This is a genomic window from Lonsdalea britannica, from assembly GCF_003515985.1.
In the GTDB taxonomy this organism is placed as follows: Bacteria; Pseudomonadota; Gammaproteobacteria; order Enterobacterales; family Enterobacteriaceae; genus Lonsdalea; species Lonsdalea britannica.
The window spans coordinates 452,437-477,608 of the sequence record NZ_CP023009.1 but is presented as its reverse complement, the minus strand read 5'-3'; the positions used below and the strand labels follow the sequence as shown (position 1 = coordinate 477,608).

The following is a 25,172-nucleotide window of genomic DNA, read 5'->3' as shown; positions in this document are numbered from 1 at the left end:
CCACAGGCCGATCTCCAGGCATGAGGATGACCATGGGCACAACGTGCGCGGGCATAACGAAGAAGATAATGAGAGCGAGGAGAATGTCGTGCTAGAAGAATATCGTAAGCACGTAGCCGAGCGGGCTGCGCAAGGGATCGTCCCCAAGCCGTTAGAGGCTTCCCAAATGGCGGGCTTGGTGGACTTGTTGAAGCAACCGCCTGCCGGAGAAGAGGAATTTCTGGTCGACCTGCTGGTTAACCGCGTGCCGCCGGGGGTGGATGAAGCCGCCTACGTCAAGGCCGGTTTCCTCGCCGCCATCGCTACAGGCGAAGCCACGTCCCCACTGATTTCCCCCGAAAAAGCCGTTGAGCTGCTGGGCACCATGCAGGGCGGTTACAACATTCATCCCCTGATCAATGCGTTGGATAACGCCGCGCTGGCTCCTATCGCCGCCAAAGCCCTATCGCACACGCTGCTGATGTTCGACAACTTCTACGACGTGGAAGAGAAAGCCAAAGCGGGTAATACGCATGCGCAGCAGGTGCTACAGTCCTGGGCGGATGCGGACTGGTTCCTCTCCCGCCCGGCGCTGGCGGAAAAAATCACCGTCACCGTATTCAAAGTGACCGGCGAAACCAATACCGACGATCTGTCGCCTGCGCCGGATGCCTGGTCGCGTCCGGATATTCCGCTGCATGCGCTGGCGATGCTCAAAAACGCCCGGGAAGGGATCGAACCGGATCAGCCGGGCGCAGTCGGCCCGATTAAACAGATCGACGCCCTGAACGAAAAAGGATTTCCGTTAGCCTATGTCGGCGACGTCGTGGGGACCGGATCCTCGCGCAAATCCGCCACCAACTCGGTGCTGTGGTTCATGGGCGACGACATTCCCTACGTGCCGAACAAACGCGGCGGCGGTGTGGTGCTGGGCGGTAAAATCGCGCCGATCTTCTTTAACACGATGGAAGATGCGGGCGCGCTGCCGGTCGAAGTCGATGTCTCCAACCTGAACATGGGCGACGTCATCGATATCTACCCGTACAAAGGTGAGGTGCGTCGGCATGACGACAACGAACTGCTGGCGACCTTTGAGCTGAAAACCGACGTGTTGTTGGATGAAGTGCGCGCGGGTGGCCGTATCCCGCTGATCATCGGTCGCGGGCTGACCACCAAAGCCCGCGAAGCGCTGAGCCTGCCGCACAGCGAGGTGTTCCGTATCGCCAAAGAAGTTGCCGACAGCGACAAGGGATTCTCGCTTGCTCAGAAGATGGTCGGCCGCGCCTGCGGCGTAGCGGGTATTCGTCCCGGACAGTACTGCGAGCCGAAGATGACCTCTGTTGGATCGCAAGATACGACAGGGCCGATGACGCGCGATGAACTGAAGGATCTGGCCTGCCTCGGCTTCTCCGCCGATTTGGTGATGCAGTCATTCTGCCACACCGCCGCTTACCCGAAACCCGTGGATGTGCAGACCCACCATTCGCTGCCAGACTTCATCATGAACCGCGGCGGCGTTTCGCTGCGTCCCGGCGACGGCATTATTCACTCCTGGCTTAACCGCATGTTGCTGCCGGACACGGTCGGCACTGGCGGTGACTCCCATACCCGTTTCCCGATTGGGATTTCGTTCCCGGCAGGCTCCGGTTTGGTGGCGTTCGCCGCTGCGACGGGCGTGATGCCGCTGGATATGCCGGAGTCCGTGCTGGTGCGCTTCAAGGGCAAGATGCAGCCGGGCATTACACTGCGCGATTTGGTCCACGCCATTCCGTATTACGCGATTCAGCAGGGGCTGCTGACCGTGGAGAAGAAAGGCAAAAAGAACATTTTCTCCGGCCGGATTCTGGAGATCGAGGGGCTGCCGGAGCTGAAAGTGGAGCAGGCGTTCGAACTGGCGGACGCCTCGGCGGAACGTTCGGCGGCAGGTTGCACCATCAAGCTGGATCAGGCGCCGATCGTGGAGTATCTCAACTCCAACATCGTGCTGCTGAAATGGATGATCTCGGAAGGTTATGGCGATCGCCGTACGCTGGAACGTCGCGTTCAGGGGATGGAGAAATGGCTGGCGGATCCGCAGCTGCTGGAAGCGGATAAAGATGCCGAGTACGCCGCCGTGATCGAGATCGATCTGGCCGATGTGACCGAGCCGATCCTGTGCGCGCCTAACGATCCGGACGATGCTCGTCTGTTGTCATCCGTGGCTAACAGCCAAATCGATGAGGTGTTCATCGGTTCCTGTATGACCAACATCGGGCACTTCCGCGCCGCCGGTAAGCTGCTGGAGCAGCATAAAGGCCAGCTGCCGACGCGCCTGTGGATGGCGCCGCCCACTAAAATGGATGCGGCTCAGCTGACCGAAGAGGGCTATTACAGCGTCTTTGGGAAAAGTGGCGCGAGGGTGGAAATTCCGGGATGTTCGCTGTGTATGGGTAATCAGGCCCGCGTGGCGGATGGCGCGACCGTGGTATCGACTTCCACGCGTAACTTCCCGAATCGCTTGGGCGACGGCGCCAACGTTTATCTGGCCTCCGCTGAAATGGCGGCGATCGCTGCTTTGCTGGGACGTTTACCGACGCCGGAGGAGTACCTGACTTATATGGCGCAGGTCGACAAAACGGCGCTCGATACCTATCGCTATCTCAACTTTGACCGGCTGTCTCAGTACACGGAAAAAGCGGATGGCGTGATCTTCCAAAGCGCCGTGTAATTCACGGATGTAAAATCGCAAGCTAAGCGCTATAGTGCGCGTCGCATAAGGGGGCCTCTGGCCCCCTTTATCATGATGGGCGGTGCAGCCAGAGAAGATATAACGCGTGGAGTGTCTCTGACATAAGCCTTGTCGGTAAGACGACGAGGGCTGAATACCGTCGGTCTCTCGAACGGCGAAGGACATCTGCCTCACATCACGATGATGACACTGATAACCGGCTTATTCACAGGAGCGACGGGATGGACTATGAATTTTTGCGTGATGTCACCGGCGTGGTCATCGTGCGCATGTCGATGGGGCATGAGGCCGTAGGGCATTGGCTCAATGAAGAAGTTAACGGTCAGTTGGCGGTGCTGGATGAGGTGGAAGCCGGCGCGCGTTCGGTGCTCGGCAGCGAACGTCAGTGGCAGTTGCAGGGGCACGAATACTCCCTGTTGTTGGATGAAGAAGAGGTCATCATCCGCGCCAATCAGCTCTCTTTAACCTGCGACGAGATGGAAGAAGGGATGAGCTACTACGATGAGGAAAGTCTGTCTCTGTGCGGTCTGGAGGATTTCCTCGCGCTGCTTTCGAAATACCGGCAGTTTATACAAACGCGGTAAACGCGGGTTTCGCCTTCCCCATAAGCAGGGAGCCTGTCTGAGCGCTCCCTCCCTTCGCGTACGTTAACGCATACTGGCCGCCATCGCGGCGACGTTATGGCTGAATGCCGCCGTGTAGGTGGCTGCCGGACCCGTGGCGTCCGTCAGGGCTTCCGGATACAGTTCGCCTCCCGGCTCCGCGCCGCTGGCATTGGCGATCTGTTTCACCAGACGGGGATCGGTCTGGTTTTCGATAAAGTAGCTCTTCACGTGCGTTTGCTTGATCTGGGTGATCAGTTCAGCCACGCCTTTGCTGCTGGCTTCCGACTCGGTGGAATAACCTAGCGGCGCCAGGAATTTCACGCCATAGGCGGCGGCGAAATAACCAAAGGCGTCGTGGCTGGTCAGCACCCTGCGTTTATCCTGCGGGATGGCGGCGAAGGTCTTTCTGGCGCTGTCGTCCAGCTGTTGCAACTGCTGGATATAACGCTCGCCGCGCTGGCGATAGTCCTGCGCATTCTCCGGATCGGCCTTGATCAGCGCCTCCAGAATATTGCGCGCATAAATGACCCCATTCGCCATGCTGTTCCAGGCATGAGGATCCGTGGCGGTTTTGCCGTCTTCGACCAGGGTTAACGGCGTGACGCCCGTTGAGGCGGTAACCACCTCTCCCTTATAGCCCGAAGCGGCGATCAGCCGGTCGAGCCAGCCTTCCAGCCCCAATCCGCTAACGAAGACCAGATCCGCTTTCGCCAGCGTTTTGCTGTCTTTCGGCGATGGTTCGAATTCATGCGGGTCGCCATTCGGCCCGACCAAATTGGTGACGTGGACGTGCTCGCCGCCAATCTGATTGACCATATCCCCGAGTACGGAAAAGCTGGCGACGACGCCGAGATCTTTCGCCATCGCTAACGGACTCATCAGAAAGCCGGACAGCAGGAGTAGTAAAGTAGAACGTTTCAATTTTTTTCCCTCAGTGTGTGACGCAATCATCAACGGCGCGTGCGTAACATGCCGCCGTTAGAGCCAAAAAATACGGAAATACAGAAGAGGAGGGTGGCGGTCAGAATCACCGCTGGCCCGGCGGGCAAATCGGCGTAATACGACCACAGCAGCCCAATCAGGCTGGCGATGCAGCCGATAGCGACTGACAACGCTAGCATCATGCTGAGACGTTGAGTCCAGAAGCGTGCGCAGGCGGCGGGGAGCATCATCATACCGACCGCCATCAGCGTGCCGAGCAGTTGGAATCCCGCCACCAGATTAAGGACCACCAGCGATAAAAACAGACCGTGAATGGCGGCGCGGGCGCGTCCCGACAGCATGCGCATGAAGGTGACGTCGAACGACTCCATCACCAGAGCGCGGTAGATCACCGCTAGTATCAGCACCGACGCGGAAGTAATGACGCCGATGGTCAGCAGCGCGGGAGCGTCGATGGCCAGAATCGATCCGAACAATACATGCAGCAGGTCGACGCTGGAGCCGCGTAGCGAAACCAGCGTGACGCCGAGCGCCAGTGATCCGAGGTAAAAACCGGCGAAGCTGGCATCCTCCTTCAGTTCGGTGCGGCGGCTGACCAGTCCGGACATCATGGCAACGGCCAGCCCGGCGACGAAGCCGCCGATTCCCATCGCGACCAGCGACATGCCGGAGATGAGATAGCCGATGGCGACGCCCGGCAGGACGGCATGGGAAAGGGCATCGCCGATCAGGCTCATTCGACGCAGCAGCAGAAAACAGCCCAGCGGCGCGGCCCCGAGCGTCAATGCAAAACAGCCGACCAACGCCCGACGCATAAACCCGAAGTCGGCGAACGGCTGGGTGAGCAGATGAATGAAGGTCACTGCACTCTCCTCAGCGGGGGAATGGACGAGGGCGCTGGCGACAGCAGTTCATGGCAGTCGCCCCAGCGGGGACCGTCTTCGTTCAGCATGACGACGCGGGGAAAGTGCTGCTCCACCTGTTCCAGATCGTGCAACACCGCCAGCAGGGTACGCCCTTCTTCGTGGAGTTGCCGGATGACCTGCCAGAGCATGCGGACCGTTTCGGCATCGATACCGGTGAACGGCTCGTCGAGCAAAATAATCGGGGAGCGCATCGCCAGAAGCCGGGCGAACAGAACGCGTTGGAGTTGACCGCCGGATAGCTGACCAATGTGGACGTGTTCGACGTCGCTCATCCCTACCGTGTCCAACGCCGCCCGGGCTTGCTGGCGCAGCGCGGGCGTCAGGCGTCCAAACAGGCCGCTGTCCGGTACGCAGCCCATCAGCACCAGATCGCCGACGCTGAGGGGAAATTGACGGTCAAACTCGGACAGCTGCGGTAAATAGCCTATCGGCCGCGTGACGTCCGGCGCGATGCAGACGCAACCGGACAGCGGCGGCATTAACCCGGCCAGCGTTTTTAACAGCGTGGATTTTCCGCTACCGTTAGGACCGATGATGGCGGTAAGCGAACCGGGCTCGAAGCTGCCGTTAATCGTCCCCAACGGCGCATGCCGGTGATACCCGTAGGTGAGGTGATGTAACGCGATCATGCGAGTGTGACCGCCCAGGAAATCAGTCCCCACAGCAGGGTCAGCACCAGAGCGGCGATGACGGAGCGGGTCAGTGTGGAAAAGGAATAAAGGCTGTGCATGTTCTCTCCCTTGAGTTTGACTATGTTATAACATAACAAACTTAGCGCGAGGCGTTTTAGACGTAAAAAAGTTTTTCAGAAAGTCTTGAGCCCATGTTGAGCGTGGCAACACTCGTCATAAACAAGTCAGGCCCGCGCTCTGGAGAGACGCGGGCCTGACTTGTTTATAAGGACGCCGTGCGGGGTGTTCGGAGGATTACAGCTGCTTGTTCAGCGGGTCGGCGACCGGCATACGGCGACGCGATGGCATCGGCGTCACCTTGATGGTGCGGCGGCGTGAGGGCTTGATTTCACGTTCATGATAAAGCTTCAGAACGATCACCACCAACGCCAACACGGCGGTAATGCCGTTAGCCGTCATGACAGGAATGTCCTGTACGTTGAAGCCGTACGCGGTCCACGACGTCACCCCGAAGAACAGAGCGGCATACATCCCAAGGGAGATACCGGTCGTGTCTTTATTGCGAATGATGTGCAGCACTTGCAGGAAAAAAGAGCCAGTGGTGACCCAAGCGGCCAGCGCCCCGAGCGCCATCGGCCAGCGATAAAGTATGGCAATCGCGGCAGCGGCCGCCACCATTGTTCCGGTCACAATCGTGATGTTCTTCTTCATATTATGCTCCTTCACTCACCGGCTGCAGCACCACGCGAACTTCTTCTACGGCGGAGCCCAGGTGGTCAGCTAATGCTTCATGACGGCGTAATGAACCAAACAGCGCGGGGTGTTGCGAGAACGCGGTCAGCGGATCTGCGGATGAGAAAATGGCGTCAAAGTCGACGCTGTCGATGGCGCGATCTTCATAGCTGAAGGGCAGTTCGCCAGCATGATGCTGCTGCATAAAGAGGAAAAACAGCGCGGGCAAGCGTAGCGTCGCTCGCGGGATTTCATTCTGGTGATAGCGGTCTTTCAACGTCGGCACGATAAATCCATGCAGTTTAGCGATGCTATCCGAAGAGACGCGGGCCACGGTGTCACGGACGCCGCGGTTGCCGAAACGCGCCAGTACGCTTTCGCACTCCTCTTCCTGTACGTGAGTGATGCCGCGGCTGCGAAGCGCGGGCAGCACGTCCTGGATCACGTAGTCTCGTATCCATGACGTGATCTGCGGCGTCAGACTTTCATCGATGTAGCGTTTGTCCAGCAAAGCGCCGGCCCAGGCGATGCCGCTGTGGCTGGCGTTCAGCAGGCGGATTTTCGCCTCTTCGACCGTCGTGACGTCCTCGACGAATTCGACGCCGACTTCTTCCAGCGGCGGACGTTCGCTCACGAAATGATCTTCGATCACCCAGCGAGCGAAACGTTCGGCGGAAAGCGGAGCCGCATCGTCGGTGATGCCCTGTTTTTCCAGACGGGCATAGAGCGCTTCGTCAAATTTCGGCGTAATCCGGTCGACCATGCTGTTGGGGGCGGAGGTGTTGTCTTCCATCCACTCAACCAGATCCTGCCGTTCCTTGGCGACCAGAAATTCACGCAGCCCCTGCGAGAAGCTATCGCCATTTTGCAGCAGGTTGTCGCAGCACAGTAAAGTCACCGGTCCGCTTTGCTGTTGTTGACGGGCGGTCAAAATCAGCGTCAATGCGCCATATAAAGTATTTATTTCACCTTCATCGCGAAGATCGGCCTGCACCGCGGGGTGCGTCAGATCGAGGTGGCCATCGTCGTCCAGGAAGTAACCTCCCTCGGTAACGGTGAAAGAAATAATTTTTGTCTCGGGAGCGGCGCCTACAGCCACCGTGGAGGCCAATTGGCTATCCCAAAGAATGATTTGATCGACTGCGTCTATGGTCTCGTAGGTATGTTCGCCGTCAGGGGAAATGGTTTCCAGCGTGTAGAGACCGTTCTGAGATTTGAGCTGCTGAAGCGTTTTTTGCGTTGAGCTATTGCGGATGTTGGATAGCGCCATGTGCCATCGCTTGTTGCCCTGCTTTCGCAGCTGGTTAAGGTACCAGGCCTGATGCGATCGAAAGAACGCACTTGCACCCAGATGAAGCCAGTTAGAGGAATCTGTCGTTGATATAGCCAAACCCTTTCCTTACTCCATTGGAGATAATTTATTCGATATTAAGGGTAGCACTTTTTGCAACATAATAAAAATATGTTAATTATCAGTCACTTGATGTTTTTTTCGAATAAAGGGGACAAGCCGACGACCGAGGGGAGACGATGACCTGAGGGTCAGCATCGACGTTTCCGCCCGACTCGCCGGCTGGGGGATTACTTGATGTTTACGCTCCATTTGGAGACTTTAAAGGTACCCGAGCCTTTATACACTTCGGTGCCGAATTCGATACTGCTGATGTACTTGGTGTTGCTCATCCACTGTGTCGATTTGACCAGATAGTCCGTGAAATTTTTGATATTGAGATTTGCGGAAGTCTGATTACTTTTGATGACAAAAGAATAGACGTTCCAGCTGCTGACCGTGCCTTTGTAGACATCCCAAGGAATGCCGCCGATGGTGACGGTATTCACATAACTACCGGCCGGTGAGGCATTGGTGCTGTTCATCCAGATCATCAGCTCATCTGTCGGGGTCGACCACCAGTTTGCATTGTTGTCTGAGTGGAACCAGATATCGTAAGAGACATTGTACGTGCCCGTTGCATTGGAAAAGGACCAGGCCGCGGTAGTATTAATGTTTTTGTTTTCGGACAGGCGAACCGGCAGTCCGGTATTGGTCCCGTATCCCGTGGTCCAGTGCCAACCATGAACGATGGAGGGGTAGCCTTTCACCGAGTTGACGTCGCTGGGCCATGACCACGACCATCCCATATCCGTCGCGCTGTTGACATAAATGGCTTGCTGCCCGTTAGGCACTGCGCTTTTTCCCCAAGTATTGTTGTAGACATAATCGATGCCGCTCGGTAGAAAAAGTTTGGCATTATCGCCAGAGGATGACGCCGCTAACGCGCCGCCGTTCGCCATGATCACCGCCATGGCAATAGAGGCAAAACCCACTGTCTTTTTCATAAACATGCTCCTTGTTTTATACCTAAAATAAATATGACCTGTTAACACCCATTGTCGTTGTTAACCGGTTTCTTTCATCGATTCCATTTCGTTCACGAATAGGGGTTCTGGCGTATATAATGAGTCGGTGTTAAATAAAATAATAAAAAATCAATTATTCGAGTAAAGACGATCTTACTGTGGATAATCAAGTTATTCCAAAGTTTCCATGAATAACTGGATGTATCGCTCATTTATTGAGTTTCATGGCTTTGTTTGCGCGTTAAAAGACCACTTCTTAAAATTGTTTTTTGTCTCGTTCTATTAAAGTTAATTGCGACATTATTGATGTGATATACATATCTCATATCGTCATTTTTGTGATGCATGAATAACCTTTCTGTCTATTTTTAGTAAATTAACTGACCTTTTTTGATCTCGTTTCCAAAAAATAAAACCAAGTTTGATATGAGGGCATTACATGTTGAATATGGGTTATATAATGAGATTATTCCCATCGACATTAATGCACGAATATTTTTCACCGATCGATATGCTTTTTTTCGATTTTTTCATTGTGCTGTTTAACTGCCATTGAATTATGGGCAAAGATAAACGGTTCTTCAATGGAAAAGACCAATTTATTGCTGATGCGCTTAATAAGTGGAAGCAGATAAAAGATATAATCTCAACAATTTCAGTGAGTTGATTGGGATAGTTAAAGGATTTTGATTATTTATTTTTTATTTTAATGTGAAATATAAGCGGTTTTTTGAGGTGATACGGTTATTTTTTAGTTCTTTTTGAGATATACATGTTGGGCTTTTTAGTATTCATTTATTATGAAGTTAATGATTGATATATTAATCAAGTGTTCATCAGTGGCTAAAATAGTTATATCAGCGGAATTGTTACGGTTGATATACTGATTTTTTCGAAGGAATGAGTTGGTCTATCAAAAATAAAAGGTGCCTGAAGATGACTCAGACACCTCAGAGGCACATAAATAAGTCAGCATCAGGCTGCTTTGTTTTTCATTGCCGAGCGGAGAGCAAGCTCATCCGGCGTTTTCAGGAAGGGCGTCAGTACAGCACTCAGAATATACAATCCTGCATAGATGCCTAATACGCCGCCGGCGCCGAGCGAAAAGTAAAGCAGTGCGTCGATGGCCGGGCGTATTGTCGTTTTTCCACATAAGGAAGGAGTAGGCGAATAGGAGATAACCGATACCGCGTACGGCATAAAAGGGCAGCCCCCAGGCTTGCTCGACGTCATCGCCGATCATGAATATGGTCAGGCCGATATAGCCCATGGTAGATTTTTAGGCAGTCCTGGTTTTCGTGATTTTTTATTTTCTCAAACATTTATCCCGGAATTGGAAAAGAAAGAGCGATTGCCTTATTTATCGATGATATCCTGGCGACGATGTCTATTTCTGATATTTCCCGCGACCTGAATGGCAGCGTTGCCGGTATTACCAATGTTTATAAATCACCGGGTTTACCATATTTCACGATCTTAAAATGAGTATTGCTAAGAAAGAGGTTAATTTGGAAGAGATTATCGAAATTCCCGTTATACATGACGCGGATCTTTATACTAATAAAGTCATTGAGATCACATCATTCAATTCTATTTTTTTCCTATAAGACAGTTTGGAAGCGATAAGCTGTCGTGTCATAGAATCCCTTGCACCGCTGCCGATTACCTTCCCCGTAAGGGGCGAAAATCATTCTCGCGGGCTGTGGGGGTTTTGGCGTCGTCTATGGGGATTTCAATCACAAGCCACTAAAATTGGGTGTATTTCCTTATGCGATCAGCGGCAGCCATAAATAGCTAATGAGCGCATCGCTAAAGTTGCCGGGAGATATTCTGCTGGCTGTTTCACATTCAGGTCAAATGACCGATAGTATTGATTGTGGTGGAGGAGGCCAACGCAAGAGGCGCGGAGTCCATTTGCCTGAATATGTATTCTTATCGCCTGTCAGGCGGCATCTAGGTGTTTTCGGTGATGCCTACTGGTAAATGATTTTCTAAACTCCACGCACTAAAAAACCCCGATATCTCGGGGTTTTTTAGTGGATTTTTTAACGAATGAGTCGGGTTCAAATCAGAACGGGATATCGTCGTCGAAATCCATCGGCGGTTCATTGTTCGGCGCTGCCGGAGCGGTATTCTGCTGCGGGCGCGCTGCCTGTCCGCCGCCACTGAACTGGTTGTTCGCCTGCGGCTGCTGAGGCTGACCCCAGCCGCCCTGCTGCTGGTTGTTGCCGCCTGCAGGCGCGCCCGCCGGTGCGCCGCCGCCTGAACGGCCGCCGAGCATCTGCATGGTGCCGCCGATATTGACGACGACTTCCGTCGTGTAACGGTCGGTGCCGCTTTGATCCTGCCATTTACGCGTCTGCAGCTGGCCTTCGATATAAACCTGAGAACCCTTGCGCAGGTATTCTCCGGCGACTTCAGCCAGTTTGCCGAACAGCACAACGCGGTGCCACTCGGTTTTTTCTTTCTGCTCGCCGGTTTGCTTATCGCGCCAGCTTTCGGACGTGGCCAGGGTAATGTTGGCTACTGCGCCGCCATTCGGCATGTAACGAACTTCCGGGTCTTGTCCGAGATTCCCGAGAAGAATGACTTTATTAACGCCTCTGCTGGCCATGTGGGTGTCTCCTGATGGATCAATTTTTAAATAGTCTAAACGATGAATTCTAGCATGCTACACCGCCTTATAATACTCGCGATGCGCGCCGCATAATTTTTTCCTTTACGCGGTTAATTGACAACCACCACTGGTTATCCATTCAGTTTTATTTATGCCATAATCATTGGTTTCGTACTGGATTTCTCTCTGTGTGAGGGATGCAAAACAGCGTCAATGACGGGAAGTATGTGAATGGATAATATCGAAGTTCGTGGTGCCCGTACTCATAATCTCAAGAATATCAATCTGATAATCCCTCGCGATAAGCTGATTGTGGTCACGGGATTATCCGGATCCGGAAAGTCATCGCTGGCTTTTGACACCCTCTACGCCGAGGGGCAGCGACGTTACGTAGAATCTCTGTCAGCGTATGCCCGGCAGTTTTTGTCCCTGATGGAAAAACCGGACGTCGATCATATCGAAGGGTTGTCGCCGGCTATTTCCATTGAACAGAAGTCGACGTCGCATAACCCGCGTTCGACCGTCGGCACCATCACTGAAATTCATGACTACCTGCGCCTGCTGTATGCCCGCGTCGGTGAGCCGCGCTGTCCGGAACACAACGTTCCGCTGGATGCGCAGACCGTGAGTCAGATGGTGGATAACGTGCTGGCGCAGCCGGAAGACAAGCGGCTGATGCTGCTGGCGCCGATCGTAAAAGATCGCAAGGGCGAGCATACCAAAACGCTGGAGAATCTGGCGACGCAGGGTTACATCCGCGCCCGAATCGACGGCGAGGTGTGCGACCTGTCCGATCCGCCGAAGCTGGAGCTGCAGAAGAAGCACACCATCGAGGTCGTCGTTGACCGCTTCAAGGTCCGCAGCGATCTGGCCCAGCGGTTGGCGGAGTCGTTCGAAACCGCGCTGGAGCTGTCCGGCGGCAGCGCCGTCGTTGCCGACATGGATGACAGCAGTGTGGCCGAACTGCTGTTCTCCGCCAACTTTGCCTGTCCAATCTGCGGCTACAGCATGCATGAGATGGAACCGCGCATGTTCTCCTTCAACAACCCCGCCGGCGCGTGCCCGACTTGCGATGGGTTAGGCGTGCAACAATTTTTCGATCCGTCCCGCGTCATCCAAAACCAGGAACTCTCTCTGGCGGGCGGGGCGATTCGCGGATGGGATCGCCGCAATTTTTACTACTTCCAGATGTTGCGATCGCTGGCGGAACACTACGAGTTTGATGTCGACGCACCGTTCAACAGCCTGAGCGCGGACATTCAAAAGGTCGTGCTGTACGGTTCCGGCAAACAGAACATCGAATTCAAATACATTAACGACCGCGGCGATACTTCGGTGCGACGACACCCGTTCGAAGGGGTGCTGCACAATATGGAGCGTCGCTATAAAGAAACGGAATCAACGGCGGTGCGCGAAGAGCTGGCGAAGTTTATCAGCAACCGCTCCTGCGCCAGCTGCCACGGTACCCGCCTGCGCGAAGAGGCTCGCCACGTCTACGTGGCCGAGACCACGCTGCCGCACATTTCCGACATGAGCATCGGTCAGGCGTTGAGTTTTTTCCAGAATATTGAGCTGAGCGGTCAGCGGGCGAAGATTGCCGAAAAAGTGTTGAAAGAAATCGGCGATCGGCTGCGCTTCCTGGTGAACGTGGGTCTGAATTATCTGTCGCTTTCCCGCTCGGCGGAAACGCTGTCCGGCGGCGAGGCGCAGCGTATCCGGTTGGCGAGCCAGATTGGCGCGGGGCTGGTCGGCGTAATGTACGTGCTGGACGAGCCGTCCATCGGTCTGCATCAACGGGACAACGAACGTCTGTTGGAAACGTTGATCCACCTGCGCGACCTCGGCAATACGGTGATCGTGGTTGAGCATGATGAGGATGCGATCCGCGCCGCCGATCACGTGATTGATATCGGTCCCGGCGCCGGGGTGCATGGCGGCGAGGTGATCGCCGAAGGCACCGTCGACCAGATTATGGCCGTTCCCGAATCCCTGACCGGGCAGTTCCTCAGCGGTCAGCGAAAAATTGAGGTGCCGGCTGAACGCGTACCGGCCGACCCCACCAAGGTACTGAAATTGATCGGCGCCAAAGGCAACAACCTCAAAGATGTGACGCTGACGCTGCCGGTAGGATTGTTTACCTGCATCACCGGGGTGTCCGGTTCGGGCAAGTCTACGCTGATCAACGATACGCTGTTCCCGCTGGCTCAGCGGCAGTTGAATGGCGCCACCATCGCTGAATCCGCGCCGTATCGCGATATTCAGGGATTGGATCACTTCGACAAAGTGATCGATATCGATCAAAGCCCGATCGGGCGTACGCCGCGCTCCAACCCGGCGACGTACACCGGCGTGTTCACGCCGATTCGTGAGCTGTTCGCCGGCGTGCCGGAATCACGTACCCGTGGTTATAACCCTGGTCGTTTCAGCTTTAACGTGCGGGGCGGCCGCTGCGAAGCGTGCCAGGGCGACGGCGTCATCAAGGTCGAGATGCACTTCCTGCCGGATATTTACGTGCCGTGCGATCAGTGCAAGGGCCATCGCTACAATCGTGAAACGCTGGAGATTAAATACAAAGGCAAAAGCATTCACGAAGTGCTGGATATGACGATTGAGGACGCCCGTGAATTCTTCGACGCCATTCCGGCGCTGGCGCGTAAGTTGCAAACGCTGATCGATGTCGGCTTGTCCTACATCCGTTTGGGCCAGTCGGCCACGACGCTGTCGGGCGGCGAGGCGCAACGCGTCAAGCTGGCGCGTGAACTGTCCAAGCGCGGCACAGGCCAAACGCTGTACATTCTGGATGAACCGACCACCGGGCTGCATTTCGCCGATATCCAACAGCTGCTGGCGGTACTGCATCAGCTGCGCGATCAGGGCAATACCATTGTCGTCATCGAGCATAATCTGGATGTGATTAAAACCGCCGACTGGATTGTGGATTTAGGACCGGAAGGCGGCAGCGGCGGCGGTGAAATACTGGTTAGCGGCACGCCGGAAACCGTGGCGGAGTGCAAAGCTTCGCACACCGCGCGTTTCCTCAAACCACTACTGGCGCGAGACTAAACGCGCGTTGTCTGAACCGTTCGTCCGCGTGGAGAAATCGTCCGCACGGACGAACCCGTCTGCCATGCTAGAGAGGCTGCATATGTGGATGCAACGAGACGTCGTTCTGAAGCCAAAAAGCCGCGGCTTTCATCTGATCACCCGCGACGTCCTTGCGGCGATACCTGAAATCAGACAGCTGCGGATTGGGCTGTTGCAGGTGTTCATCAAGCACACTTCCGCGGCGTTAACGCTGAATGAAAATGCCGATCCCACGGTGCGTCAGGATTTTGAAAGCGCTTTCAACCGACTGGTGCCGGAAAATGAGCATGACTACCTTCACTGCGATGAAGGCAGCGACGATATGCCCGCGCATCTCAAGTCCAGCCTGCTGGGCAGCAGCGTGCTGTTACCGGTCAGCGACGGTAGCCTGAATATAGGGATATGGCAGGGCATTTACCTGTGTGAACACCGTAATCACGGCGGGAGTCGTTCGCTGGTGCTGACGCTGCAGGGCGAATAGCCATGCAGGGCCGCCGTCTTCTTTAGAGCGGGGCAATGCTTCCGCTAGCGATATACTCCACCACCACGCGATTCCTACCGGTATTTTTTGCCTTGTATAAGGCGTTGTCGGCGGTCTTGACCGCCATGTCTAGCGGACACTGTTTCGGCGTAAAGGACGTTACGCCTAACGACACGGTCACGTGGCGGCACATGGGGAAGATCATGCGCTCCACGCTCTTACGCAGGCGTTCGGCGATGATGGAAGCGATATGGATATCTGTCCCGGGCAAGAGCATCAAGAACTCCTCTCCGCCGGTTCGACACATAATATCCATCTTGCGGGCGTTGCTGCGGATCTGTTGGCCAAGCTGGCGGATAACCTCGTCGCCGATGTCGTGGCCATAGGTGTCGTTGACCTGCTTGAAGTTATCAATATCAATCACCACGACCGACACCGATTTCTTTTCCAGCATGACCATTTCCAACCCTTCCTGAAGTCCCCGACGGTTTAACAGTCCCGTCAGCGGATCGGTATGCGCCTCCGAACTGAGGCGACCAATGCGTTTATGCAGCATCATGGTGCCAAGCAAAATCGCATCCTTGAGCTGAGCGGCTTCCACATACCAAGAGGGCACCGCGCGAATCTGGCTGATTGCACCCTGTTCGCTCATTCGGCTAGCCGTCATTGCCAGCTGGCGCAGCGGCCGGGCGATGAAGACGGCGAAGATCATCAAGACCAACAGTGTCAGCAGGGCGACCGGGGTAGCTTCTTTCAGCACGCTGTACATCACGTTATTCAAGGCTTTGTCCGTCACGGCGGAGGATTGCAGGGTGATGACGGTCCAACCCGTTTTATGCACTTTGGCGAAGCCGGCCAATACCAGATTGCTTTGTTCGTCGGGCATCATGAAAGAACCGGTGTCCTGACTGGCGGTGGCTTTCTTCAATTGTTGATCGTTAATGTGCTCGCCTAACGGGACTTTGTTGTTGTAGTGATAGATGGTATTCCCTTCATTATCAATAATATAAACCATTGATCTGTCGTTATTGAGCGGTGTGAATTCATCCATGATGCGCAATTTGGTCAGATGAATGGCGCCGCGAATATCTCCCAGGTGTACGCCTTGTTCACTGACTATGGGCGCTGACAAGGCGATCGCGTAGTCGTTTTCGTTGGTTTTATAGGGGAGACTGGCGGCGACGTTGTCGGGTTGGAGGGGAGAGAGGCTGGTATCTGCGACCAGTTTATTGACCTCCTGCACATTACTATCCGGGGAGAACGCGACCAGATTGTTATTATTATCGACGATAATGACCGAATTAAAATTTTGGCTTAATTGAAAGATACGATCGGTCTCTTCCTGAATTTGGCTGGTGTCAGGAAAATATTTTGAGATGAAGCGTGCGCTGTAAGTCATCTGTTTTTTTGAAATAGATAATACGTTCTCCACGCTCGCGGCCAGACGTGAGGAATAATCTATATTGATTTTGGCTAACTGATTAGCGAACAACTCTTTATAGACGTTATAGATAGAGAGATAACCATTTGTCAGTGTGACCAACATGCTTGCTATTGAGATGGATAGAATTAGCCCCCGCAAATTGATCTGAAATATCTTCTTTATTTTCATCCAGTTCCAACCGGTTTTTAAAACTTTATCATGGTGGAGGTAATCACAAAGTCATTGTGTTAGCGTGCGAACTATTTTTATAGGGTTTAGAGTTTCTGGTGTTATTTCTAATTAAAACTTATTACGTGAAAATAGCAAAAAAATATCCAAAAAGTTAGTGGTAATAATAATTTTTATTATTTATGAATGGATGGTGTCATTAATTCTTATAGGAGTAAAAAAAGTATCTTGTCTTTTATTATAAGGAGGGGCATTAAATAAAATTTATTATCTAAATGGTAACCGGTTTCTCTTTTTTTCGTCATCCCAGATTGCAGCGGTGAGACAAAATGATAAGAAATGATGCGATTGTGGTGATGGGTTTTGGGTGTTTTTGTGTAATAGCCCTTTGTCTAAATAGTAGACTTTGCAGGCAGTGAGCTTGCGGTTATGTGTAAAGATGGCGATTAATATGTAAAGTTGTGGCATTTGTGGCCGATGAAGAGCACACACGACTGTGTTGTTGGCAGGGCTCGTTGGAGGTCATTGGGATAATTAACGCGGCGATAATCGTTGTCATTTATCCAAAATTTCCTCTGGTATTTTCCACTCTGTTTTAAATTCGGCACGGTTAATTCGGCTCTCTTCCGTTTTGTCGGTAGCGCGATATCGGGGGAATTATCCCATTGCTTGATGGCGGTCATGAAAATTTAGCATGAAAGATGCTGTCGGCGGTGCGTTGTCGTGGCGCACCGTTTTTACATGGCGTCACTGTTGAATAAACGTCAGGTCATCAGTCAATGGGCTTAGAGCCTATCCCATATAGGTCGAGTTCTCTGGCCGCAGTGGTTTGAGAAAGTACTCGTTATCCCACGTATTTCGCCTACGTGTCGGATGAGTATTGTGCTCGCACAGGTTGACCGGATGTCGTCGACACAAAATGCCAGACGTTTTTTCTGCGTCGCCCGTGTCAGCCTCGCCGAGTCAATAACGCCTGCTGGGATAGGCTTTTTGTTTTTTCCCCGTTTCGTCATCTCGCTTAACTCTCCGTCATTCGTGAGGAGCGCTGATTTTGCGCTGTGAAAATAGACATCTCCCACGGTCTTTCATGTTGTCACTGCGCAATGTGATTCATGTTAGTGATTATTTAGTCAGAAAATATTCACTCTGGTTTTTACTGTTATGGTTTTTCATTTTTGTATAAAAAAGGGAACAAGATTATGCGTTTATCTGATTGGAAAATAGGCTATCGGCTTGCCGCCGGATTTGCCGTTTTAGTGTTAATGATTTGCATCGTCAGTTTCGTCTCTATTTCCAGACTGTCGGACTTTCACGAAGATGCGCGCGGCATCGTAACGGATATTTATCCGCAGACGGTACAATCGAATAACTTGATTGATAACGTCAACGCCGTTGTCCTCGCGTATCAGAAACTCCTTCTGGTGCAGGATGAAGAAAAAAGTCGCGTCGTCATGAACGAGATTGCCGATCAGGCGAAGAAAATCACCGCGTTGATGCAGGATATCGACAAAAACGCCGAACAGCTGAACGATGAGGGTTCCAAGCGCATTATGGATAACATCCATGCGATCCGCGGCGAATTCCTGATCTCGGGAAGAAATATCATCGACCGAATCAAAGCGGGCGATACGGCGGGGGCGACCATTGAATTCAATACCCATCTGGATGTTATTCAAAGCCAGTACCGCGCAGCCGTGGCCTCGCTCATCGACCATCAGGACGATGCCATGGGCAACACGATGCACCAAATGGAAGACACCTATAACTTCACGCGTTGGTTGCTGCTGGGTATTTTGGCCTCCTGCGTGGTGTTAGTGGTCGTGATTGCCCGGGTGTTGACCGGCAGCATTACTTATCCCATCCGTCAGGCGCTGGATCTGGCCGAAAGCGTGGCCAAAGGCGATCTGACCTCTGAAGTGCCGTCTTCAGGCAAAGATGAAATGGGCCAACTGCTGCGTTCGTTGGAACACATGAACGTCAGCCTAAGCCAGATTGTCGGTCAGGTGCGCGACGGCGCGGAAAGTATCTCCTCTGCGGCGTCACAGATTGCGGCCGGCAACCAGGATCTGTCCGCACGTACGGAAGAGCAGGCGAGCTCTCTGGAACAGACGGCGTCTTCTATGGAAGAGCTGACGTCGACCATCACCAATACCGCAGAAAATACCCGCCATGCGACCAGTATTGCCGATCAGGCTTCTACCGCGGCGAAGCAGAGCAGCGACGTTATGCTGTCTGTGACGCACAAAATGCGCGGTATTCGCGACTCGTCCCAGCGTATGGCGGAAATCATCGGTGTGATCGACGGTATTGCCTTCCAGACCAACATTCTGGCGCTGAACGCGGCGGTGGAAGCGGCGCGTGCCGGCGAGCAGGGCAGAGGTTTTGCGGTGGTTGCGGGTGAAGTTCGTTCTCTGGCGCAACGCAGTGCCACGGCGGCGAAAGAGATCAAAGAACTGATCGACGACTCCGTCAGCAAAATCCAGGAAGGCATGCAGCTTGTGGACTCCGCAGAAGACAACATGTCCAGCCTGACCACGCATGTGCAGGACGTGAACGAGATCATCAGCGAAATCTCTCAGGCCAGCGGCGAGCAGAGCGATGGCATCAACCAGATCAACATCGCGGTCGGCCAGATTGACTCCACAACGCAGCAGAACGCCGCGCTGGTGGAAGAGTCCGCCTCGGCGGCGCTGTCTCTGCAGTCGCAGGCGACGATGCTGACCGATGCGGTGAGCACCTTCAAATTGAGCCACAGCTTTGTCGCCACAAGCGGCCGTCAGCAGCCACAGGCGTCCGCGGCGAGCGCGCTGCCCGTAGCGAAAGCGGTTAAGCAGGAAAAAACGCTGCCAGCGACGGCTGCCGCCAGCTCTGAAGACTGGACGTCGTTCTAAAACGTCACGGCTGGCGGCGCATTGCCGTCGGCCCCAGATATCCGCCTCGGCGGATATCTGCATGTCCCTCCGGCGGTCGCTGAACTTCGGCGGCCGTCGTCCCGCCTGAACAAATCTCAAAAAAAGCCCAAAAAAAAGCCTGCCGTTTGATGCCGGCAGGCAGTATGAGCAAACGATGTTATTGCACGGCGGCGAATGCCGCGGCAACCCTTTGTACATTGCTGTGATTAAGTCCGGCCATACAAACGCGACCGCTGGCGATGAGGTAAACGCCGAACTCCTCGCGCAGCCGATCCACTTGTTCAGGGCTAAAACCCGTGTAGCTGAACATTCCACGTTGCGTCAGCAGGTAGTCGAAATTACGATCGGGCAGGGCTTGCTTCAGCGCATCCACCAACGTTTGACGCATCTCCGAGATACGTTGACGCATCGCCGTCACCTCGGCATGCCATTCGGCGTTCAGCGTTTCATCGTTGAGCACGTGAGAAACCAGCTGTCCGCCGAAGTTCGGCGGGCTGGAGTAGTTGCGGCGCACCGTGGCTTTCAACTGACCCAATACGCGCTCTGCGGCCTGACGGTCTTCACAAATGACGGACAGCCCGCCGACGCGTTCGCTGTATAGCGAGAAAATTTTCGAAAACGAATTGCTCACCAGCGCAGGCAAGCCGGAGCCCGCGATGGCGCGGATGGCGTAAGCATCGTCGTCCATGCCAGCGCCAAATCCCTGATAGGCGATATCCAGGAAAGGGATCAGCTTGCGTGACAGCAGCACTTCAATCATTTGATCCCATTGCGCATGGGTCAAATCCGCGCCGGTCGGATTGTGGCAGCAGGGATGCAACAGAACGATGCTTTGTGCTGGCAGCTGTTTCAGCGCGTCGAGCATGCCCTGGAAGTTCACGCCGCGGCTGTCGTTGTCGAAGTAAGGGTAGGTATGAACCTGGAAGCCAGCGCCGGAGAAGATGGCGATATGGTTTTCCCAGGTCGGGTCGCTGACCCAGACTTCAGAATCAGGAAAATAGCGCTTCAGAAAATCGGCGCCGACTTTCAGCGCGCCTGAGCCGCCTACAGTCTGGATCGTGGCGATGCGCCCGGCGCTCAGCGCGGGGTGGTGATCGCCAAACAGCAGCCGCTGAATCGCGCTGCGATAAGACGCCAATCCTTCCATCGGCAGGTAGCTGCTCGCATGTTTGAACTGATCCGTCAGTTGAGCCTGTGCGGCGCTGACCGCTTTCAACTGGGGGATCACCGCGTGCTCGTCGTAGTACAGCCCGATGCTGAGGTTGACTTTATCGGCTCGGGGGTCCTGTTTAAATTGTTCCATCAGCGACAGAATGGGATCGCCCGCATAGGCGTCAACATGTTGAAACACAGTCACATACTCCTGGATTAGTCGATATCTCGCGTAGTGATAATGCCGATAGTCCTAAGACGTTACACCGCGTAGCGTCCGGGGCGGTGATTCATGGCAATAATCAGATTCAGGATGGTTGCTCCCATGATAGAGGCAACCAGCATGGGTATGCTTACCACGAACAACGACGCCAGCACAATAATCACATCCACTACCATTTGAAATTTCCCGGCCCTGATTCCACTTTTATCCTGTAGATAAAGCGCAAGAATATTCACGCCGCCCAGGCTGGCTTTGTGGCGGAACAAGACGATAAATCCCAACCCCATAATCACATTGCCGAACAGCGTCGCATAAAAAGGATCCAGCCGGTCGATATGGATGAAGTGTCCGTGCAGGTCGGAAAATACCGAGACCAGCGCGACAGCGCAGAAGGTCTTGAGCGTAAAACGCCAGCCCATACGGCGGATCGCCAGATAGTAAAACGGCAGGTTGATCAGGAAGAACGCGACGCCGAATGAGAGATGAAGCACATAGTGCAGCAAAAAGGCCATGCCTGCGGTTCCCCCGGTCAGGGCGCCGGACTGGCGCAGCAGCACGACGCCAAAAGACACCATAAGTGTACCGATAAGGAGCGCGATCATATCCTCTATGGGGGTGTGCGACAGATCGTCGTGGCTGATGACACTATCCATAAGAACAGTACGTTAGTTGATTGAACGATAGAGAATAGGAAGCAAAAAGCGCACCAGGCTACGCCAGTCCGGAGTAGTCTGGGTGATCTGCAAACAGTTTCAAGGCTAACGTATTGAAATCGCGGAGGGTTAATTTTGCACGAAACGCGCGTTAAATGAGGTTTTTTTCGTTGGGGTGTGAGAAATATCCTTCACTGGTGCGTAATCTGACTGATCCATGTGCACCATAATAAAGCCTTATGCCCCAATTTGGGGCAATCAGACCGTTGCCGCCATCAGCCCATTTTCCTTAAGACGATTGAGGACCACCGAGGTTTTCAGGTGCGCCACGCTCTTGTTCTGCGACAGGATATGACTGATCAGTTCGCTCAGCCCGGGCAGATCAGCCACCGCGACTTTCAGCAGGTAGTCGGCGTCGCCGGTCGTTTTATAGGCGTCGATGATGGCATCCACTTCGCCCAGCATTTGGTGGAAGCTGTCCACGCATTCCGGGGTGTGATTGATGAGGCGTACTTCGATCAATCCCAGCGTTTCCAGCCCCATCGCGTCCGGCGCCAAGCGGGCGTGATAGCCCAAAATCAGCTGTGCGTGTTCAAGAGCAATGCGACGACGCGAGCACTGCGATGCGGACAGCCCGACCAGCTCGCTGAGCTCCTGATTGGTCAGTCGGCCGTTGGACTGCAGTAGCGTCAGAATTTTCAGGTCAAAGTCATCAATGTTGTACATGGCGATGTTTACCGGGCAAAAGACGGTCTTACAGACTAACAGGTTTTTACCGCTCGGAAACCCTGCGGCCGTCCCGGCGAGAGGCGTCTGAACGACAACGCGTATTAAGCGCGCTGTAATGCGGGAATCGGCATGCGATCCACGAGCGGTTTTCGGGCGAAAATCTGGAGCATTATGCCAAGGACGCTGAGTTTGAAAGCGCAGGATAGTGGATTGCGCTCTAACTGTTGGTGCGCCTGTCGGGATGTGTCATAAAGAGTGAAAAATTATCACGTCGGCGCAAGCACGACGTCGCTCAACGTCAATAGTAAGGGTGAAATGAATGAAGAAATGGTTCCCGCTGACTCTGTTGCTGGCTTCCGGCGCCGCAAGCGCCGCATCCCATCTGGATAGCGTGCAGCAGCAGGGCGTGCTGAGAGTCTGTACCACCGGCGATTACAAGCCTTACAGCTTGCTGCGAGAAGACGGCGAATACGAAGGGATCGATATCGATATGGCGCACTCGCTGGCCGCCAGCCTCGGGGTGAAGGTCGCCTGGGTGAAAACGACCTGGAAAACGCTGATGCCCGACTTTCTGGCAGGGCAGTGTGATATCGCCGTTGGCGGCATTTCCGTGACACTGGAGCGACAGAAAAAAGCGTTCTTTACGAACCGAATCGACGTGGATGGCAAAATCCCGCTGGTGCGTTGCGAAGACAAAGCGAAGTATCAGACGATCGACCAAATCAACCGTCCGTCCGTGCGTTTGATTGAACCTGCCGGCGGCACCAATGAGGCGTTTGCGCACGCTCATTTGCCTCATGCGCAGCTGATGCTGCACGATAACGTCACGATCTTCCAGCAGCTGGCGGACGGTAAAGCCGACGTCATGATTACCGAAGCCTCGGAGGCGTTGTACCAGCAGAAACACTATCCCTCGCTGTGTGCGGTCAATCCGGAGCATCCGTTGCAGTATGGAGAAAAAGCCTTTTTACTGCCGCGGGATGACTCAAGCTGGAAACAGTATGTGGACCAATGGCTGCACTTGACAAAATCCACCGGAGAGCACCAGCAGATTATGGGGAGATGGCTTTCCGTAACAAAGTAATAATCCATTAATGGGTAAGTATTAGGTGATTTAGGCTAAAATAGCCTCACTTAACCAGATTTCACGCGATCGCATCGATAGCTAAAAGGAACAATATTTTATCTATCGGTGCTTTTTTTGTTCATATTTTTTGAACGTAGTCACCAAATTAACCCAATTTTAACAGCGCCGTAACTGGACTATGATTATCCACATCGAAGACAGACATCGTCTTCCTAATAATCATGTGAAGGATATTTTATGAAAATGCTCAATACCGTTATCGCCGCTGTGGTACTTTCTACCGCTTCATTCGCCACGTTAGCCGCGACCGAAGTCAACCAGTCTCAGGATTCGTCCATCGGCAGCGTATCCGCCAAAGCAAGAAACCTGAGCGATCTTCAATCCAACCTGTCTTCCGCGGCTGATGCCTCGGGTGCGAAGTCATTCCGCATCATCTCCACGATGGACAGCAGCAACCATATCCGCGGTGTCGCTGAACTTTATAACTAATTTTTTCTGTGGGGCATCTTCTTCATAAGGTTGGCTGCTCATGAAACCTATCGATGATAAGACACCCGATAAAAAGGCCCGCAATGTGATTGCGGGCCTTTTTTACGTCTGCGTCGGGACGATCAATATTTAGAACGGCTCATCCGTATAAGCGATATGAGTGCGGGACGTCAGGCGCGTCAGCAGCTCATAGGCGCTCACGTCATTCATCGCGGCCACGCTTTCGACTGGCAAATGTTTTCCCCACAGCTCGACTTCATCGCCGACCCGATCCTGCGCGTCCGGCCCCAGATCCACCGTGATCATATCCATAGAGACCCGACCCGCCAGCGGGACGTTACGTCCATTGATCCACACCGGCGTGCCGCTTTTCGCGCAACGGGGATAGCCGTCCCCATAGCCCATGGCGACGACGCCGAGTCGCGTATTACGCGTGCTGGTCCAGGCGCTGCCGTAGCCGACGGGCTCACCGGACTGGTGTTCGCGCACGGCAATCAGGTGGGAAACGAGGCGCATTGCAGGCTGTAGTCCCCAGCGGGCGGCGTTGTCGCCATTGAGTGGGGAGACACCGTAGAGAATAATGCCGGGACGAATCTGGTCGCGGTGTGACTGCGGCCACAGCAAAATGCCGCCGGAGGCGGCGATGGATTGCGCTCCCGGCTTACCCGCCGCGACGGCGTCGAACGTCGCCAGCTGACGCTCGGTGACGTCGACGTCTGGCTCATCTGCACGGCAAAAATGGCTCATGATGTTCACCGGTTGCACCACATTGTGGCAACGAGACAGGCGTTGCCAGAAAGCGTCTGCCTGATCCGGACGGACGCCGAGACGGTGCATGCCCGTATCCAGCTTCATCCAGACCGTCAATGGACGCGCCAGCGTCGCCTGCTCCAGCGCTTCCAACTGTTCAATGCTGTGGACCGCAGTTTCCAGCCCGTTGGCCGCCAGCACAGGCAGATCTTCCGCGGAGAAAAAACCTTCCAGCAGCAAAATAGGGTGAGTGATACCCGCGTCGCGCAGGGCCAGAGCTTCGCTGAGGCGGGCGACGCCGAACGCATCGGCGTCGCTCAGCGTACGGGCGGTTTCCAGCGCGCCATGCCCGTAGGCATTGGCTTTGACGATGGCCACCAGGCGGCTATTCGGCGCACGCTGGCGGATGACTTGCAGATTATGTCGCAGAGCGCGGCGATTAATGACGGCGGTTGCCGTTTGCATGCTCGTTCCCTTATCG

General features: G+C 54.1%; 20 protein-coding genes. 7 read left to right on the top strand and 13 right to left on the bottom strand.

Annotated features, from left to right (window positions below; all coding sequences use genetic code 11):
- Nucleotides 1-88 precede the first annotated feature (88 nt).
- Both acnB and yacL read left to right on the top strand, forming a co-directional pair.
- Nucleotides 89-2,686 carry a bifunctional aconitate hydratase 2/2-methylisocitrate dehydratase gene (acnB, locus tag CKQ53_RS02315; protein ID WP_118895278.1) on the top strand — a complete coding sequence of 866 codons (2,598 nt, stop codon included), beginning with the start codon at nt 89-91 and terminating at the stop codon, nt 2,684-2,686.
- A 242-nt stretch (nt 2,687-2,928) separates the two neighbouring features.
- The gene (gene yacL, locus CKQ53_RS02310; RefSeq protein ID WP_085652933.1) at nt 2,929-3,291 is read left to right on the top strand and encodes a protein YacL; all 363 of its coding nucleotides are present in this window, start codon (nt 2,929-2,931) and stop codon (nt 3,289-3,291) included.
- 63 nt (nt 3,292-3,354) lie between these two features.
- Here yacL and CKQ53_RS02305 read toward each other — a convergent pair whose 3' ends face one another.
- The 8 genes from CKQ53_RS02305 to ssb1 all read right to left on the bottom strand — a co-directional run bounded on the left by CKQ53_RS02305 (nt 3,355) and on the right by ssb1 (nt 11,516).
- Entirely contained in the window at nt 3,355-4,233 is an 879-nt protein-coding gene (locus tag CKQ53_RS02305) for a metal ABC transporter substrate-binding protein (RefSeq protein ID WP_085652945.1), read from the bottom strand.
- 29 nt (nt 4,234-4,262) lie between these two features.
- Nucleotides 4,263-5,117: a metal ABC transporter permease gene (locus CKQ53_RS02300; RefSeq protein ID WP_100053523.1), complete on the bottom strand. Its 855-nt coding sequence runs from the start codon at nt 5,115-5,117 to the stop codon at nt 4,263-4,265.
- Nucleotides 5,114-5,809: a metal ABC transporter ATP-binding protein gene (locus tag CKQ53_RS02295; RefSeq protein ID WP_099045407.1), complete on the bottom strand. Its 696-nt coding sequence runs from the start codon at nt 5,807-5,809 to the stop codon at nt 5,114-5,116. Before CKQ53_RS02295 ends, CKQ53_RS02300 begins: the two co-directional genes overlap by 4 nt.
- A 297-nt stretch (nt 5,810-6,106) precedes the next feature.
- Nucleotides 6,107-6,523, bottom strand: a complete 417-nt coding sequence (locus CKQ53_RS02290) for a SemiSWEET family sugar transporter (protein WP_085652932.1) — start codon at nt 6,521-6,523, stop codon at nt 6,107-6,109.
- A 1-nt stretch (nt 6,524) separates the two neighbouring features.
- Entirely contained in the window at nt 6,525-7,934 is a 1,410-nt protein-coding gene (dalD, locus tag CKQ53_RS02285) for a D-arabinitol 4-dehydrogenase (RefSeq protein ID WP_094118397.1), read from the bottom strand.
- A gap of 191 nt (nt 7,935-8,125) precedes the next feature.
- On the bottom strand, nt 8,126-8,881 hold the full coding sequence (locus CKQ53_RS02280; protein WP_244200993.1) for a GH12 family glycosyl hydrolase domain-containing protein: 756 nt from the start codon (nt 8,879-8,881) through the stop codon (nt 8,126-8,128).
- A 996-nt stretch (nt 8,882-9,877) separates the two neighbouring features.
- Nucleotides 9,878-10,135: a hypothetical protein gene (locus CKQ53_RS18640; RefSeq protein WP_094118399.1), complete on the bottom strand. Its 258-nt coding sequence runs from the start codon at nt 10,133-10,135 to the stop codon at nt 9,878-9,880.
- 835 nt (nt 10,136-10,970) lie between these two features.
- A complete protein-coding gene (ssb1, locus tag CKQ53_RS02270) occupies nt 10,971-11,516 on the bottom strand; it encodes a single-stranded DNA-binding protein SSB1 (RefSeq protein ID WP_094100823.1) in 546 nt (181 codons plus the stop codon).
- 234 nt (nt 11,517-11,750) lie between these two features.
- Between ssb1 and uvrA the strand changes: the two genes are divergently transcribed.
- Nucleotides 11,751-14,582 carry an excinuclease ABC subunit UvrA gene (gene uvrA, locus CKQ53_RS02265; protein WP_118894606.1) on the top strand — a complete coding sequence of 944 codons (2,832 nt, stop codon included), beginning with the start codon at nt 11,751-11,753 and terminating at the stop codon, nt 14,580-14,582.
- Between the two features lie 82 nt (nt 14,583-14,664).
- Complete coding sequence (locus tag CKQ53_RS02260; RefSeq protein WP_085652927.1) at nt 14,665-15,084, top strand: secondary thiamine-phosphate synthase enzyme YjbQ; 420 nt, start codon at nt 14,665-14,667, stop codon at nt 15,082-15,084.
- Nucleotides 15,085-15,106: 22 nt separating this feature from the next.
- Here CKQ53_RS02260 and CKQ53_RS02255 read toward each other — a convergent pair whose 3' ends face one another.
- Nucleotides 15,107-16,483: a sensor domain-containing diguanylate cyclase gene (locus tag CKQ53_RS02255; protein ID WP_244200992.1), complete on the bottom strand. Its 1,377-nt coding sequence runs from the start codon at nt 16,481-16,483 to the stop codon at nt 15,107-15,109.
- 1,412 nt (nt 16,484-17,895) lie between these two features.
- Here CKQ53_RS02255 and CKQ53_RS02250 point away from each other — a divergent pair.
- Nucleotides 17,896-19,587 carry a methyl-accepting chemotaxis protein gene (locus CKQ53_RS02250; protein ID WP_094118400.1) on the top strand — a complete coding sequence of 564 codons (1,692 nt, stop codon included), beginning with the start codon at nt 17,896-17,898 and terminating at the stop codon, nt 19,585-19,587.
- 178 nt (nt 19,588-19,765) lie between these two features.
- Here CKQ53_RS02250 and CKQ53_RS02245 read toward each other — a convergent pair whose 3' ends face one another.
- From CKQ53_RS02245 to CKQ53_RS02235, 3 genes are all read right to left on the bottom strand, one after another.
- Nucleotides 19,766-20,959, bottom strand: a complete 1,194-nt coding sequence (locus CKQ53_RS02245; protein ID WP_118894604.1) for an amino acid aminotransferase — start codon at nt 20,957-20,959, stop codon at nt 19,766-19,768.
- A 62-nt stretch (nt 20,960-21,021) separates the two neighbouring features.
- Complete coding sequence (locus CKQ53_RS02240; RefSeq protein ID WP_094118401.1) at nt 21,022-21,636, bottom strand: YitT family protein; 615 nt, start codon at nt 21,634-21,636, stop codon at nt 21,022-21,024.
- A 258-nt stretch (nt 21,637-21,894) separates the two neighbouring features.
- Nucleotides 21,895-22,362, bottom strand: coding sequence for an Lrp/AsnC family transcriptional regulator (locus CKQ53_RS02235; RefSeq protein ID WP_094118402.1), 468 nt, complete (start codon nt 22,360-22,362; stop codon nt 21,895-21,897).
- Between the two features lie 322 nt (nt 22,363-22,684).
- On the opposite strand from CKQ53_RS02235, the gene CKQ53_RS02230 reads away from it, so the two are divergent.
- Both CKQ53_RS02230 and CKQ53_RS02225 read left to right on the top strand, forming a co-directional pair.
- Nucleotides 22,685-23,449 carry a transporter substrate-binding domain-containing protein gene (locus CKQ53_RS02230; protein ID WP_085651094.1) on the top strand — a complete coding sequence of 255 codons (765 nt, stop codon included), beginning with the start codon at nt 22,685-22,687 and terminating at the stop codon, nt 23,447-23,449.
- Between the two features lie 240 nt (nt 23,450-23,689).
- Nucleotides 23,690-23,941, top strand: a complete 252-nt coding sequence (locus CKQ53_RS02225; RefSeq protein WP_094118403.1) for a YdgH/BhsA/McbA family protein — start codon at nt 23,690-23,692, stop codon at nt 23,939-23,941.
- 129 nt (nt 23,942-24,070) lie between these two features.
- Here the strand turns inward: CKQ53_RS02225 and alr are convergent, their stop codons facing one another.
- Entirely contained in the window at nt 24,071-25,156 is a 1,086-nt protein-coding gene (gene alr / locus CKQ53_RS02220) for an alanine racemase (RefSeq protein WP_094118404.1), read from the bottom strand.
- Nucleotides 25,157-25,172 lie beyond the last annotated feature (16 nt).

What these genes read in the sequence shown, in the direction of transcription:
- CKQ53_RS02225 (WP_094118403.1), top strand. Translation starts at nt 23,690, where the DNA reads ATGAAAATGCTCAATACCGTTATCGCCGCTGTGGTACTTTCTACCGCT.
- uvrA (WP_118894606.1), top strand. Translation starts at nt 11,751, where the DNA reads ATGGATAATATCGAAGTTCGTGGTGCCCGTACTCATAATCTCAAGAAT.
- CKQ53_RS02255 (WP_244200992.1), bottom strand. Translation starts at nt 16,483, where the DNA reads ATGACTTACAGCGCACGCTTCATCTCAAAATATTTTCCTGACACCAGC.
- CKQ53_RS02260 (WP_085652927.1), top strand. Translation starts at nt 14,665, where the DNA reads ATGTGGATGCAACGAGACGTCGTTCTGAAGCCAAAAAGCCGCGGCTTT.
- CKQ53_RS02230 (WP_085651094.1), top strand. Translation starts at nt 22,685, where the DNA reads ATGAAGAAATGGTTCCCGCTGACTCTGTTGCTGGCTTCCGGCGCCGCA.
- ssb1 (WP_094100823.1), bottom strand. Translation starts at nt 11,516, where the DNA reads ATGGCCAGCAGAGGCGTTAATAAAGTCATTCTTCTCGGGAATCTCGGA.
- CKQ53_RS02280 (WP_244200993.1), bottom strand. Translation starts at nt 8,881, where the DNA reads ATGAAAAAGACAGTGGGTTTTGCCTCTATTGCCATGGCGGTGATCATG.
- CKQ53_RS02235 (WP_094118402.1), bottom strand. Translation starts at nt 22,362, where the DNA reads ATGTACAACATTGATGACTTTGACCTGAAAATTCTGACGCTACTGCAG.
- CKQ53_RS02290 (WP_085652932.1), bottom strand. Translation starts at nt 6,523, where the DNA reads ATGAAGAAGAACATCACGATTGTGACCGGAACAATGGTGGCGGCCGCT.
- CKQ53_RS02240 (WP_094118401.1), bottom strand. Translation starts at nt 21,636, where the DNA reads ATGGATAGTGTCATCAGCCACGACGATCTGTCGCACACCCCCATAGAG.
- CKQ53_RS02295 (WP_099045407.1), bottom strand. Translation starts at nt 5,809, where the DNA reads ATGATCGCGTTACATCACCTCACCTACGGGTATCACCGGCATGCGCCG.
- CKQ53_RS02250 (WP_094118400.1), top strand. Translation starts at nt 17,896, where the DNA reads ATGCGTTTATCTGATTGGAAAATAGGCTATCGGCTTGCCGCCGGATTT.
- CKQ53_RS18640 (WP_094118399.1), bottom strand. Translation starts at nt 10,135, where the DNA reads ATGACGTCGAGCAAGCCTGGGGGCTGCCCTTTTATGCCGTACGCGGTA.
- alr (WP_094118404.1), bottom strand. Translation starts at nt 25,156, where the DNA reads ATGCAAACGGCAACCGCCGTCATTAATCGCCGCGCTCTGCGACATAAT.
- yacL (WP_085652933.1), top strand. Translation starts at nt 2,929, where the DNA reads ATGGACTATGAATTTTTGCGTGATGTCACCGGCGTGGTCATCGTGCGC.